Origin of the sequence: Brevundimonas sp. KM4, from assembly GCF_000964075.1 — a bacterium.
Lineage (GTDB): Bacteria > Pseudomonadota > Alphaproteobacteria > Caulobacterales > Caulobacteraceae > Brevundimonas > Brevundimonas huaxiensis.
The window spans coordinates 43,000-55,837 of sequence record NZ_JZRG01000025.1; the positions used below are offsets into that span (position 1 = coordinate 43,000).

Genomic DNA, 12,838 nt, shown 5'->3' on the forward strand with positions numbered 1-12,838 from the left:
GAATCCCCGCTTGCGCGCCAGCGTGGCCTTTCCCCTGTCGCATTGGCTTTCCATATGCGGATCATGGCGATGCGAGGCGAACGCTCCGGCGGCAGGCGTGATCCGATGGTCAAGGCGCAGCAGGCAGGGAGCCCACAGGACAAGACGGACGGACCCCCGACGCTGGCGGCGCTGGCGGACCTTGCGCGGCTGGTGGCTAGATCCGGCGCGCCGCACCTGAAACTGCGGCTAATCTCGGCCATTCTGCTGACGCTGGCGGGCAAGGGGCTGGGCGTCTTGGCGCCGCTGGTGCTGGGCGCGGCGGTCAACCGTCTGGCGGCGGGGCAGGGTGCGGCGACCGCCGTCGGCCTGGGCTTTGCAGCCTTCGCCATCGGTTGGGCCCTCGTGCGGTTTCTATCGGCGGCCTCGCCCCTGGTGTCGGACGTGGTGTTCGCGCCGGTGCGCGCCGCCGCCCAGCGCGCAACGGCGGCCGAGGCCTTTGCTCATGCGCTGAGCCTGTCGCTGGATTTTCACCAGACCAAACGCTCCGGCGCCCTGTCGCGAACGATGGATCGGGGATCGCGCGCGGTCGATTTCCTGCTGCGCATCCTCGCCTTCAACCTGGTTCCGACGGGGGTGGAGCTGGTGCTGGCAGCCGGGGTGCTGGGGGCAAAATACGACTGGCGTTTCGCCGCCGTCGCGGTGGTCGTGGTCGTCATCTACACCGCCGCCACCTTCGCCATGTCCAACTGGCGGCTGGAGCATCGCCGGATCATGAATGCGGCCGATTCCGAAGCCGCCGGCGTCTCGGTCGACGCTCTACTAAATTATGAGACGGTCAAGTCGTTCGGGGCCGAAACGCGCGCGGCCCAGACCTATGATCGCGCGCTGGGCGATTATGCCGAGGCGTCGCTGAAGGCCAACAGTTCGCTGAACATGCTGAACGGGATGCAGGCCCTGGTGATGAACCTGGGCTTGGGCGTCATGGCGGTGATGGCCGGGTTCGAGGCGGCGGCCGGAAGAATGGGACCGGGCGACGTGACGGCGGCGGTGCTGATCATGATCTCGCTGTATGCGCCGCTGAACATCCTGGGCTTCGCCTATCGGGAGATCCGTCAGTCCTTCATCGACATGGAGGAGATGCTGAAGGTGACGCGACAGACGCCGCAGGTCGCCGATGCGCCGAACGCCGTCGCGCTCCCGCGGCCGGTCGATGCGCGCGGGGCGTCGGTGGCGTTCGAGGCCGTCGGCTTCCGCCACGACGCGCGGGCCAATGGGCTGGAGGACGTCAGCTTCTACGCCGCGCCGGGCACGACGACGGCGCTGGTCGGGCCCTCTGGCGCGGGCAAGTCCACCATCGTCAAACTGGCGCTGCGCCTGCTCGATCCGCAGGAAGGGCGCGTGCTGATCGACGGCCATGATGCGCGCGAGGTGACCCAAGCCTCGCTGCGGTCGGCGGTGGCGCTGGTGCCGCAGGATGTGGCGCTTTTCAACGACACCCTGGCCGCCAACATCGCCTTCGCCCGGCCAGAGGCGGATGAGGCGCAGGTGTGGGCGGCCTCGGAGGCGGCGGAACTGGCCGACTTCATTCGCGGCTTGCCGGACGGCATGCAGACCAAGGTCGGCGAACGGGGGCTGAAGCTGTCTGGCGGCGAACGTCAGCGAGTGGGCATCGCCCGCGCCCTGCTGGCCGATCCGTGCATCCTGATCCTGGACGAGGCGACCAGCGCCCTGGACAGCCGCACCGAGGCCGCGATCCAGAAGACGCTGCGCAAGGCCAGGAACGGCCGCACGACCCTGGTGGTCGCACACCGGCTGTCGACCGTGGCGGACGCGGACCAGATTCTGGTGCTGAAGGCCGGGCGGATCGTCGAACGCGGCGGTCACCACGAACTGGTGGCCCGACAAGGCGGGGAATACGCGGCGCTGTGGCGCAAACAGACGCGCGGCGGCAAGACGCCTCAGATGGCCGACTGATCGGCGGTCGGGAGCTTCTTTCTCAGAACCTCGTGCAGGTTCGTCAGGATGGCGGTCCGCGCGGCCTGCTCTTGCGGCGGCAGCGCCAGCAACAGCTTCATCGCCTGGGCATGGACCGTGGCGATGCGCCAGTCGAAACCGCCCTGACGCGGCGCGGCGTCCAGCAGGTCGCACAGGCCCTTGGCCGCCGTGCACAGGTCGTCCATCTCGAACGGGCTGGCGGCGTCGATGATCTGGCTGGAGGCGGAATAGGCCAGGTCCAGCCGCATCGGCTCGATCAGGTTCGGATCGGGCTTGGCCAGCAGGGCCGCGATATTGTCGCCGATGATGGCGCGGGCCTGATCCTGAAGTCCGTCCAGATTGGCGCGGGCCTGGGCCAGGGCGACCCCGACGCTGACGCCGCCGGGGCGATCCAGCATCTCTGCCAGGCGCGACTTGCGCTGAGTGTGGGTGATGACGGTCATAGGGCCAGACTCTCCATCCCCTTCGCCTTGCGAATCATGTCGGCGCGGCGTTCCACGCCTTCATAGCCGGTGTGCCGGAACCGGCGATCCGGCCCCAAATAGTCCCCGACCTCCAGGAAGGGCCGGCTGTCGCGCGCCACCCACAGGATGCGCTCCAGCAGAAGCGCCGGGCTGAAGGGCTTGGTGACGACGAAGTTGGCGCCGCAGTCTCGCGCCTCGGCGACGCGCCCGCGACGAATGTGGCTGGCGGTCATGATGACGGGGGTGAAGGCGTTGGGATTGGGGCCGGAGCGGCGCAGCCAGCGCACCAGTTCGAACCCGTCGATGTCGGGCATGTCGGTATCGACGACCAGCAGATCGACGGGCTTGTCGGTCAGCAGCTTCTTGGCTTCCATACCCGTGCCGCACGCATAGGTGGGTCGGATGCCGAAACCGGTCAGGGCGTTGGACGTCAGGGTCAGGGAGAACGGCGAATCGTCGACGATCATCGTGATCGCCCCGGCCAGGTTGAAGACGGCGCTTTCACGCAGGGACTCGCCGCCGCTCATGGCGCAAAGGCCCCCGTCTGTCGCGCCGCTGAACTCATGGCCGGTCGCAAACCCCGATGCCCCTGAACGAAGCGCCGAGCTTGGCAGACGAGGGTGGATGCTGCGTTAACGCTGGTCGCCGGAGCGGCCGGGCGTCAGAGCGACCGGGCGTCAGAGCGACCGGGCGTCAGAGGGCGCCGATAGCGTAGAAGCGATCCGCGCGACGCTTCTTGATCTGCTGCGGCGTCAGGCCGTCGAAGCCCTTCAGCTCTTCGGCCAGCACGTCGCCGACATTGGCCATGGCCGTGTCGCGATCGGTATGTGCGCCGCCGACAGGCTCATCGATCAGGCGATCGACGATCTTCAGCTGCATCAGGTCCGGGCCGGTGATCTTCATCGCCATGGCCGCGTCCTTGGCCCGCGCGCCGTCGCGCCACAGGATGCCGGCGGCGCCCTCGGGCGAGATGACCGAATAGATGGAGTGTTCCAGCATCAGCACGCGGCTGGCTGCGGCGATGGCGATGGCGCCGCCCGAGCCGCCTTCGCCCGTGATGGTGGCGATGGAGGGCACGCCCAGGGTCAGGCAGCGCTCGGTCGAGCGGGCGATGGCCTCGGCCTGGCCGCGCTCCTCGGCGCCCAGGCCCGGATAGGCGCCGGCGGTGTCGATGAAGCTGAGGACCGGCAGGCCGAACTGCTCGGCCATGTCCATCAGGCGCACAGCCTTGCGATAGCCCTCGGGCCGCGCCATGCCGAAGTTGTGGGTGATGCGGGTCGCGGTGTCGTGGCCCTTTTCGTGGCCCATGATGACGACGGGCCGGCCGCGGAACCGGGCCAGACCGCCCAGGATGGCCTGGTCGTCGCCGAACTGACGGTCGCCGTGCAGCTCGTTCCAGTCGGTGAACAGGCTCTGGACATAATCGATGAAGTGCGGGCGCTGCGGATGACGCGCGACCTGGGTCTTCATCCAGGGGTCGAGGCCGGCGTAGGTCTTCTTGCGCAGTTGGTCGGCCTTTTTGCGCAGGCCCTCGATCTCATGGTCGATGTCGCCCGAGGTGTCGGCCAGCAGCGACAGCTCCTCGATCTTGGCTTCCAGATCGGCGATCGGCTTTTCGAAGTCGAGATAGTGCGTGGCCATCAAGGCGTCCGGGAACTGCAAACGGGCGAAAGCGCCCTTGGGGAAGGCGCGCGAACCTAGAGAGGTCAACGCCGCCGGGCAAGCGGGGGTTCAGTCGTCGCGCGCCAAGGGGTGGTTTTGGTGGACGACCTGGGCCAGGCGATCGGTGGCGACGTGGGTGTAGATCTGGGTGGTGGCGATATCGACGTGGCCTAGCAGGGTTTGGACGACGCGCAGATCCGCGCCGCCTTCCAGCAGGTGGGTGGCGAAGGCGTGGCGCAGGACGTGGGGGCTGACGCGGGCGGGGTCGATGCCGGCCGTGATCGCCGCGTCGTCCAGCAACTGGGCGAAACGGCGTGGGGTCAGATGGCCGGTGCGGCCGGAGGAGGGGAAGAGCCAGGGACTGTCGGGCGCCTCAGGCTTGCGCTTCGCGTCGCGCGCGACGAGCCAGGCCTTGATCGCTTCGCGGGCGGCGGTGTTCAGGGGCGCGAGCCGTTCCTTGCCGCCCTTGCCGCGCACGATCAGATAGGCGGGGTCGCGCCGAACGGCCTCGACTTTGAGCCCCAGCAGTTCGGACACCCGCAGGCCGGAGGCGTAGGCCATCTCGACAAGGGCGACCAGGCGCAGGCCCGCCGCCGCATCGCGGGCGGCCGAGGCGGCCAGCAGGGCGTCGATCTCGGCGCGGCTCAACACCTTCGGCAGCGACCGGCCCTGTTTGGGGGCGTCGAGACGGCGTGACGGATCGTCGGTGCGCCACCCCTCGGCCAGGGCGAAGCGGTAGAACTGGCGCGCGGAGGAGCGGCGACGGGCGGCGGTGGCGGCGGACAGACCGCGCCGCGACAGGTCCGCGAACCAGGCCTCGACCGCCTCGGCGTCCGCCTTCATCAGCCCGCCGGCGTCCGACAGCGCCGTCTCCGCGTCCGCCAGATCGCGGCCATAGGCGGACAGCGTATGGGGCGAGGCGTCGCGTTCGACCGCCATCATCTCCAGAAACGCCTCGATCTGGGGCGTCATGCGGCGATCCGCAGCCTGAACGACTGGCGCAAGGTCAGGCTTGGTGTAGAGGTTTTCTGGATCATGCCTGCCCGCGCCGCCGCCTTCGCCTTCCTCTCGACCGACCGTTCCGCCGGAGCCGCCGGATGAGGCGGCGCGCGAATCCGGGTCCGACCCGCACCATAGCCCTGGTCGGCCTGATGGGGGTGGGCAAATCGTCGGTGGGTCGTCGGCTGGCCAATCGGCTGCGACTGCCGTTCGCGGACGGGGATGTGGAGATCGAGTCGGCGGCCGGGATGACGGTGTCGGAAATCTTCGCCGCCCTGGGCGAGGCCGAGTTCCGCGCGGGCGAGGCGCGGGTGATCCGCCGTCTGCTGGAGGGGCCGCCCATCGTGCTGGCGACCGGCGGCGGGGCGATGATGAACCCGGAGACGCGGGCGCTGCTGAAGGCCAAGGCCGACACGGTCTGGCTGAGGGCCGATCTGGCGGTCATCGCGGAGCGGGTGGCGCGGCGCGACACGCGGCCCCTGCTGCGGGGCAAGGATCCGCTGGAGGTTCTGACGGGCCTGGCCGAGGCGCGCTATCCCATCTACGGCGAGGCCGATGTGGCCGTGGACGTCGGGCAGGGCTCGCACGGCCAGGCGGTGGACGCCATTCACAAGAACCTGCGCCGACACTGGCGCCAGAGACGACGCACGGAGACCCCGCAATGACGATCATTCCGGTCAGCGGCGGGGCCTTTGCCGCTTATGACGTCGTGGTGGGACGCGGGCTGCTGGCGCAGGCGGGCGCACGCATCGCACCGCTGGCCAAGGGGCGGACGGTCATCATCACCGACGAGACGGTGGCTGGCATCCATGCCCAGACCCTGACCGCGTCATTGACGGCGGCGGGCGTGACCAGCGAGATCGTGGCGGTGCCGGCGGGCGAGGGCTCCAAGTCGTTCGCCGAGCTGGAACGCGTGCTGGACCGGCTGCTGGAGATCGGTCTGGATCGCAAGGATGTAGTGATCGCTCTGGGCGGTGGTGTCGTCGGCGACCTGGCCGGCCTGGCGGCGGCCCTGTTCATGCGCGGCATCGACTTCGTGCAGATTCCGACGACGCTGCTGGCCCAGGTCGATTCGTCCGTCGGCGGCAAGACGGCCATCGATACGCCACGCGGCAAGAACCTGGTCGGCGCCTTTCATCAGCCGCGTCTGGTGCTGGCGGATATCGACGTGCTGGCGACGTTGCCGGAACGCCAGGTGAGGTCCGGCTGGGCCGAGGTGCTGAAGCATGGGCTGATCTGCGACGCGCCCTTCTTCGACTGGCTGGCGGGCGAGGGGGCTGCGGGCGCCAAGGGCGATCCGGCGGCGCTGGAACGGGCGGTGATCCGCTCGGTCGAGATCAAGAGCGCGGTGGTCGGCGAGGACGAGAAGGAGGCGGGGCGGCGCGCCCTGTTGAACCTGGGCCACACCTTCGGCCATGCGATCGAGACCGAGGTCGGCTTGGACGACGGGGCGCTGGCGCACGGCGAGGCGGTGGCGCTCGGCTGCTGCATGGCTTTCCGCTATTCGGCAGCCGAGGGGCTGTGTTCGGCAGAAGTGGCGGCGCGGGTCGAGACGGTGGTCGCGGCGGCGGGTCTGCCGACGCGGCTTGATCAGGCGGGATCGTTCGCGGCCGACCGTCTGCTGGCCTTGATGGCGGGCGACAAGAAGGCCGAGGGCGGGGCGCTGACTCTGATCCTAGCGCGCGGCATCGGCCAGGCCTTCGTCGCCAAGGGCGTGGATGCGGCCAAGGTGCGGGGCTTCCTGGTCGAGGAAGGCGCGACCGCGTGATGCGCATCGCCTCGGTCCCTCTGGAGGATCGCTTCGTGCGGCTGGAGCCGTTCGAGGAAGGACTGAAAGCCGAGGTCAAGGCCGCGCTGGATTGCGACCCCGCGTCCTGGGATATCATGGTCGCCCCGGCCCATGGCGATCATTTCGAGGCCTGGTGGAAGGCTGCGCTGGCGGCGATGCAGGCGCAGACGCGGATCGCCTATGCGGTGCGGCGACGCTCGGACGGGGCGGTGGTCGGGACGACCAGCCTGTACGAGATCAACCCCGCCTATCGCCGCTGCGAGATCGGCTCGACCTTCTATCGGCCCGAGGCGCGGGGCGGGGTGATCAACCCGGCCTGCAAGCAGCTGTTGCTTGGTCATGCCTTCGACGCGGGCGCTGTGCGGGTCGAGATCATCACCGACGCCGTCAACGCCCGGAGCCAGGCGGCCATTCTGAAGTTGGGCGCCAAGGCCGAGGGCGTGCTGAGGAAGCACAAGATCACCTGGACCGGCCGGGCGCGCGACACCGCCATGTTCGCCGTCATCGACGATGACTGGCCCGAGGTGCGCGCGAGGCTGGACCGGCGGTTAGCGGCCTTCGCTTAGTCTACCGCCCGGCATTCCGTCGGCTGACGGCCTTCGACGGACCAGGTGGCGAGGACGCCCTTGCCGCGCAGTTCGACGTTGGAGGCGAGGTACCAGATGCCGTCGGCGGCGCGTTCCTGATACAGGTCGATGGCCTCGCCGGACGAGTTGCGGATGGTGGCCATCTGGCGCGGATTGTCGAAATCGACCGACAGACGCTCGCCGTTGTCGCAAAGATAGACGGTGTGGACGACGCGGTTCAGGGTGCGGTCCTGGATTTCGGCGCCGGTGCGCTGGCGGGCGGTCTGGGCCTCAATGGCGCGTTCCTTGACCTCGTCGCCGGTGCGCGGCGCCTTGTCGGGATCGGCGCCGCAGGCGGCGAGGAGGGCCAGGGCGGCCAGGCCGCTGAACACGATCGACTGCGGCAGATCCGGCTTGAACAAGGTCTTTTCCCTCCACGGCCCCGCCCAACGGCGCAGCTTTTCGCGGCGTTCTAACGTGCGCCGCCTGTGGCCGTTCCCCGTCTTTGACGGAAGAAGGATTTGAGCAGCGACGACGCCTCGTCCGCCAGAAGGCCTGAGTCCGTGGTCGGGCGCCAGTGGCATGTGGGTTGTTCGAACAGGCGCGGGCCGTGGATGACGGCGCCGCCCTTGGGATCGTCGGCCGCCCAAACGACGCGGCCGATGCGGGCGTGGCTGATGGCGCCGGCGCACATGGCGCACGGCTCCAGCGTCACATAGAGGGTCAAGCCGGTCAGGCGGTAGTTGTCCAGCGCCGTCGCCGCGCGCCGCATGGCGACGATCTCGGCATGGGCGGTGGGGTCGCGAGCCGCAATCGGACCGTTGGCGCCGGTCGAAATTACTTCACCAGAGGCAGGATCGACAAGAATTGCGCCCACGGGCACCTCTCCTGCGTCCGCCGCCGCTTGCGCTTGGTCCAGCGCCATGCGCATGAACCGCTCATCATGGTCCGCCATACAGACGACAACGACAAGAAGCCCCGCGCCCGTCAAGACGAACGGTCGCCCCGGCCCTTTAAATCTTCCGGTCCCCGCAAGAGCGGCGACGGGACGAGATCATTCGGCGACAAGCCGCGCGGCCCTCGCGAAGACGGCGCCAAGCGGTTCGGCGACAAGGCCGACCGCCAACGCAGCGACAAGCCGCGCAGCGACCGGCCCCGCACCGACAAGGGGGGCAAGGACGGCAAGTCCAAGACGCCTGAGACGCCTCTACGCGCCGAGCGAATCGCCAAGACCATGGCGCGCGCCGGCATCGCCTCGCGCCGCGAGGTCGAACGGCTGATCGGCCTGGGCAAGGTGGCGGTCAACGGCCGCATCCTGGATACGCCCGCGACGCTGGTGACGCGCGACGACGTGATCACTGTGGACGGCAAGCCCATCGGTTCGACCCAGGCGACGCGCGTCTGGCGCTATCACAAGCCGGCGGGCCTGTTGACCAGCCACAGCGATCCGACGGGCCGCCCGACGGTGTTCGACGCCCTGCCGGCCGGTCTGCCGCGCGTGATCTCGGTCGGACGGCTCGATCTGGCGACCGAAGGCCTGCTGCTGCTGACCAACGACGGCGAGCTGAGCCGGGCGCTGGAGCTGCCTTCGACCTCGCTGGTGCGTCAGTACCGGGCGCGGGCGCGGGGCAAGATCACCCAGGAGCAGTTGGACGCGCTGAAGGACGGCGTGGTCGTGGACGGCGTCTCCTATGGTCCCATCGAGGCCAAGTTGGACAAGGCCAAGGAGTCCAAGTCCGAAGACGGCAAGGCGCCGGCGAACCTGTGGATCTCGGTGTCGATCACCGAGGGCAAGAACCGCGAAGTTCGAAAGGTGCTGGAGTCCGTCGGCCTGACGGTCAACCGGCTGATCCGCCTGGCTTACGGCCCGTTCCGCCTGGACGTGCTGCCGGTCGGGTCGGTGGAAGAGGTCGGGCCGCGCGTGATTCGCGAGCTGCTGGCCGATTACATCCGCCCCGAGAACCTGCCGACCGGCAACACCGTCGAGACGCCCGCGCCCATACCCGGCCGTCGGGTCTCGACGCCCATCGTCAAGGGCCGGTCGGGTTCGGCCATGTCGGATCCGTCGCGCAAGCCTAGCCGCGTCCGCGCCGCCGAAACGGCCCAGGCGGATGCGGTCGAGCGCCGCGAGCGTCCGCCCAAGAAGGACGGCTGGGCCAAGGCCAAGCCGAAGTTCGAACATTCCAAGAGCTTCAAGCCGCGCGAGCGGACGGCGCCCGCCGGTGATCGTCCGGCGCGTGAGGATGGAGATCGGCCCAAGCGCGCCTTCAAGCCGCGCGACGACCAGTTCATCGACGATCGGCGCGGCAAGCCCGGCGCCAAGCCGACGGGACGCACGGGTTCCGGCCCTCGCGTAGGCGGTCCTGGCGGAAAGCCGAGCGGCGGCCGCGACTTCAAGCCTCGCACGGGCGGCGGCGGCAAGCCGGCCGGTCCGTCCGGAACGAGCGGACGCGGGCCAGGCGGCAAGCCGCGCACGCCCCGCTGAGGATCGCCGACGAGGACTGAGCGATGACGATTTCGACCGGGCGGTGCCTGTGCGGCGCCGTCACCTTCACCGCGACGCCGAACGGCGGGATGCACGCCTGCCACTGTCCGACCTGCCGGCGGCAGTCGGGCGGCATCCTGTTCAGCGTGGACTGCGGCGACAGCGTCGTGGTCCAGGGCGAGGTGGCGACCTATGTCTCGTCCGAATGGGCGACGCGGCAGTTCTGTCCCGCCTGCGGGACGGGCCTGTTCTGGCGATCCAACGATGGGGCGATCACCATGGTCTCGGCCCAGGCGTTCGACGATCCATCGGTCTTCACCCTTGAAGACGAATTCTGCATCGAGAGCAAGCCGGCGACCTATGCGCTGGCGGGCGAACGGCCGCGCCTGACGACGGACGAGCTATGGGCGCAGTTCGCGCCGCCGCAGGATTGACGCCAAGGGTTGCGACAGGGGGAATGGCGATGACGACGACGACAGCGGACCTGAGCCCGGCGAAGGGCGATCACAGCCTGGAGCGGCTGCTGCTGTTCTCGGACGGGGTGTTCGCCATCGCCATCACCCTGCTGGCCATCGAACTGCATGTGCCCGAAGGCTGGAACGGACAGTGGGCGACACTTTGGGCCGAGCGGTGGCCGATGTTCACCGCCTTTGCGCTGAGCTTCGCCATCATCGGCGTCTTCTGGAACACGCACCGGCGAGTGTTCGCCCGCATGACCGGGTTCAGCAACGGGGTGATGCTATTCAACATGTTGGCCCTGGCCGGGGTGGTGCTGATGCCGTTCGCCACGACCCTGCTCTACGAACAGCCGCGCAACGGCGAGGGGGCGTGGATCTATCTGAGCCTGGTGGCGCTGGTCGGGGTGATGCACGCCGGCGCCTATGGCTGGGCCGCCTTCGTCACCGATGCGATCCGGCCGCGGCCGCATTGGGCGGTGCGCGCCACGGTGGTCGTGACCCATGCCCTGATGCCGGGACTGGCCTGCGCGCTGAACTTCTTCCTGATGGCGCGGGGCGTGGGGCTGCTGGCGGCCGTGACGGCGCTGGCGCTGGGCCTGCTGATCGCCGGCCGGGTCTGGGTCGGACGCCGCTTTGGCGGAGCGGCCTGATGCGGATCGTCGCCGGAAGCCTGAAGGGCCGGGCCATCGTCGCGCCGGAGGGGCAGGGCACGCGCCCGACCTCGGACCGCGCGCGCCAGGCCGTGTTCAACGTGCTGGAACACGCCGCCTGGGGCGAGAGCCTGCAAGGCCTGCGGGTCATCGACCTGTACGCCGGTTCGGGCGCCCTGGGGTTCGAGGCGGTCAGCCGGGGGGCGGGCTTCTGCCTGTTCGTCGAGACGGACGACGGGGCGCGCGGCGCGATCCGCGAGAACGCCGACGCCTATGGGCTAATGGGACGCACGCGGGTGCATCGCCGGAGCGCGACGGACCTGGGATTGCGGCCCGGCCCCATCGCTGAGGCGTTCGACCTGGCGTTTCTGGACCCGCCCTATGGCAAGGGGCTGGGGGAACAGACGCTGGCGCGGTTGCTCGAGGGCAGCTGGCTCAAGCCCGGCGCCCTGGTGGTGTTCGAGCGCGGGTCGGACGAGCCGGAGATCGACACCCCCGGCTATCAGCGGCTGGACGCGCGCGATTACGGTGCGGCGCGGGTGCTTTTTCTGAAGGTGGCGGACCCCGCCGCCTGAGCGGAAAATGTGCACTGTGCGTTTTCACAGTGCACTTTCGTGCAGATTTTTGCGAGAGGGTCGCAACGGCCTCAGTCCTCGGGCGGCGGCCCCAGCAGGGCCTCGTCTTCTTCCTCGATCTCGCGCCGCATGTTTTCCATCGAGGCGGCCACCTCCTCGCGGCTCATGCCCCGGAAGAAGTCCCGGTCGAAGGCGCGGGCCTCGCGGGTCAAATCGTCGGCCAGGGCGCGCCAGCGGCGGGCGTCCGACGCGCGCCCGCCCTCGACCGCCTCGGCGAAGCGCAGGCGCGCGGTGCGGGCCAGGTCGTCCATGTCCAGGTCGGAATAGACGTTCAGGTCCAGCTCTCCGGGCGGCGGTTCGACCTGATCGCTGCGCCGCCAGCCGTATTTGCGGGCGCGGCGGCGAAAGGCGGACAGGCCTAGGTCGTGGCGACGACACACGGCCTCGGCGCTGAGACCCGACAGATAGTCGGTGCGGGCCTGGGCCCAGATGGCGGCTTCACGGATGCGATAGGGCTCGGTCATGATCCCAGCCATAGACCGGCGCTACGTCAGATGCGGACGTGGATCAGAGTTTGGCGACCAGGCCGCGCGCGGCGGCCGTCACCTCGGCCCAGGTGATTTCGAATCCGTCGTCGTCGCCGAAATAGGGGTCGGCGACGGCCTGACCCTCGCGGCCGGGGACGTGGTCGAGCAGCAGGCTGAGCTCGGCGGTCGCGTCGTCGGGCCGCAGGCGGCGCAGGTTCTTCAGGTTCTCGTGGTCCAGGGCGATCACATGGGTGAAACGGCGAAAGTCCGCCTGCGTCACCTGCCGCGCCTTCAACCCCGAAATCTCGACCCCATGCCGCCGCGCCGTCGCCTGCGCCCTCGGGTCGGGCGGCTCGCCCGCATGCCAGTCCCCGGTCCCGGCGGAATCGACGATTAGGTCAAGGTGCAGCCGCTCCGCCTCAGCGCGCAGGGCGGCCTCGGCGAGAGGCGAGCGACAGATGTTGCCGAGGCAGACGAAGAGGACGGAGGGCATGGGGTTTGTCGAGGCGCTTTGGCTCAGTCGTTAGTGTCGTCAGGTTGAGCTTGTCGGGCAGCTTCTCGTTTAGCTGCCTTTTCTTCTCGTTCCCGTTCGATCTCTGCAAGAGACTTCAACTGCTCCAGACTTTCAAATTGCCCGGTTAGCGATATTGATCCTCCCTCGGTTTGATCCTCCCTCGGTTTGGTGG

Annotated in this window: 16 protein-coding genes; 8 read left to right on the plus strand and 8 right to left on the minus strand. The window is 69.1% G+C overall.

Annotated elements, in window-relative coordinates; all coding sequences use genetic code 11:
* The first annotated feature begins 69 nt into the window (after positions 1-69).
* A complete protein-coding gene (locus VH88_RS13460; RefSeq protein WP_156146846.1) occupies positions 70-1,956 on the plus strand; it encodes an ABC transporter ATP-binding protein/permease in 1,887 nt (628 codons plus the stop codon).
* On the opposite strand, the gene VH88_RS13465 is transcribed toward VH88_RS13460, so the two are convergent.
* From VH88_RS13465 to VH88_RS13480, 4 genes are all read right to left on the minus strand, one after another.
* On the minus strand, positions 1,941-2,420 hold the full coding sequence (locus tag VH88_RS13465; protein WP_045811695.1) for a hypothetical protein: 480 nt from the start codon (positions 2,418-2,420) through the stop codon (positions 1,941-1,943). The two genes, VH88_RS13460 and VH88_RS13465, sit on opposite strands and share 16 nt — an antisense overlap.
* Positions 2,417-2,968, minus strand: coding sequence for a PleD family two-component system response regulator (locus VH88_RS13470; RefSeq protein ID WP_039247653.1), 552 nt, complete (start codon positions 2,966-2,968; stop codon positions 2,417-2,419). Before VH88_RS13470 ends, VH88_RS13465 begins: the two co-directional genes overlap by 4 nt.
* A 166-nt stretch (positions 2,969-3,134) precedes the next feature.
* Entirely contained in the window at positions 3,135-4,082 is a 948-nt protein-coding gene (locus VH88_RS13475; RefSeq protein ID WP_039247728.1) for an acetyl-CoA carboxylase carboxyltransferase subunit alpha, read from the minus strand.
* Between the two features lie 90 nt (positions 4,083-4,172).
* Complete coding sequence (locus tag VH88_RS13480) at positions 4,173-5,075, minus strand: site-specific tyrosine recombinase XerD (protein WP_045811696.1); 903 nt, start codon at positions 5,073-5,075, stop codon at positions 4,173-4,175.
* A 125-nt stretch (positions 5,076-5,200) separates the two neighbouring features.
* Here VH88_RS13480 and VH88_RS13485 point away from each other — a divergent pair, with 125 nt between their 5' ends.
* Genes VH88_RS13485 through VH88_RS13495 form a run of 3 tightly spaced genes read left to right on the plus strand, consistent with a single transcriptional unit; the run spans position 5,201 to position 7,457 of the window.
* Complete coding sequence (locus VH88_RS13485) at positions 5,201-5,767, plus strand: shikimate kinase (protein ID WP_045811697.1); 567 nt, start codon at positions 5,201-5,203, stop codon at positions 5,765-5,767.
* Complete coding sequence (gene aroB / locus VH88_RS13490) at positions 5,764-6,870, plus strand: 3-dehydroquinate synthase (RefSeq protein WP_045811698.1); 1,107 nt, start codon at positions 5,764-5,766, stop codon at positions 6,868-6,870. Before VH88_RS13485 ends, aroB begins: the two co-directional genes overlap by 4 nt.
* Positions 6,870-7,457 (plus strand): GNAT family N-acetyltransferase, encoded by a 588-nt coding sequence (locus tag VH88_RS13495; protein WP_045811699.1) that lies wholly within the window; start codon positions 6,870-6,872, stop codon positions 7,455-7,457. The genes aroB and VH88_RS13495 overlap by 1 nt, the downstream gene beginning before the upstream one ends.
* Here VH88_RS13495 and VH88_RS13500 read toward each other — a convergent pair.
* Both VH88_RS13500 and tadA read right to left on the minus strand, forming a co-directional pair.
* Positions 7,454-7,879, minus strand: a complete 426-nt coding sequence (locus VH88_RS13500; RefSeq protein ID WP_082064504.1) for an MliC family protein — start codon at positions 7,877-7,879, stop codon at positions 7,454-7,456. The two genes, VH88_RS13495 and VH88_RS13500, sit on opposite strands and share 4 nt — an antisense overlap.
* Before the next feature lie 50 nt (positions 7,880-7,929).
* Complete coding sequence (gene tadA / locus VH88_RS13505; RefSeq protein WP_045811700.1) at positions 7,930-8,388, minus strand: tRNA adenosine(34) deaminase TadA; 459 nt, start codon at positions 8,386-8,388, stop codon at positions 7,930-7,932.
* 12 nt (positions 8,389-8,400) lie between these two features.
* Between tadA and VH88_RS13510 the strand changes: the two genes are divergently transcribed.
* From VH88_RS13510 to rsmD, 4 genes are read left to right on the plus strand one after another with little or no spacing between them, the layout of a single operon-like run.
* Positions 8,401-9,942, plus strand: coding sequence for a pseudouridine synthase (locus VH88_RS13510; RefSeq protein WP_045811701.1), 1,542 nt, complete (start codon positions 8,401-8,403; stop codon positions 9,940-9,942).
* A gap of 23 nt (positions 9,943-9,965) precedes the next feature.
* The gene (locus VH88_RS13515) at positions 9,966-10,376 is read left to right on the plus strand and encodes a GFA family protein (RefSeq protein WP_045811702.1); all 411 of its coding nucleotides are present in this window, start codon (positions 9,966-9,968) and stop codon (positions 10,374-10,376) included.
* Between the two features lie 29 nt (positions 10,377-10,405).
* Complete coding sequence (locus VH88_RS13520; protein ID WP_045811710.1) at positions 10,406-11,050, plus strand: TMEM175 family protein; 645 nt, start codon at positions 10,406-10,408, stop codon at positions 11,048-11,050.
* Positions 11,050-11,625 (plus strand): 16S rRNA (guanine(966)-N(2))-methyltransferase RsmD, encoded by a 576-nt coding sequence (gene rsmD / locus VH88_RS13525; protein WP_045811703.1) that lies wholly within the window; start codon positions 11,050-11,052, stop codon positions 11,623-11,625. Before VH88_RS13520 ends, rsmD begins: the two co-directional genes overlap by 1 nt.
* A 71-nt stretch (positions 11,626-11,696) precedes the next feature.
* On the opposite strand, the gene VH88_RS13530 is transcribed toward rsmD, so the two are convergent.
* Together VH88_RS13530 and VH88_RS13535 are read right to left on the minus strand one after the other, a co-directional pair.
* On the minus strand, positions 11,697-12,149 hold the full coding sequence (locus tag VH88_RS13530) for a hypothetical protein (RefSeq protein ID WP_156146844.1): 453 nt from the start codon (positions 12,147-12,149) through the stop codon (positions 11,697-11,699).
* A 43-nt stretch (positions 12,150-12,192) separates the two neighbouring features.
* A complete protein-coding gene (locus VH88_RS13535; RefSeq protein ID WP_045811705.1) occupies positions 12,193-12,645 on the minus strand; it encodes a low molecular weight protein-tyrosine-phosphatase in 453 nt (150 codons plus the stop codon).
* Between the last annotated feature and the right edge of the window lie 193 nt (positions 12,646-12,838).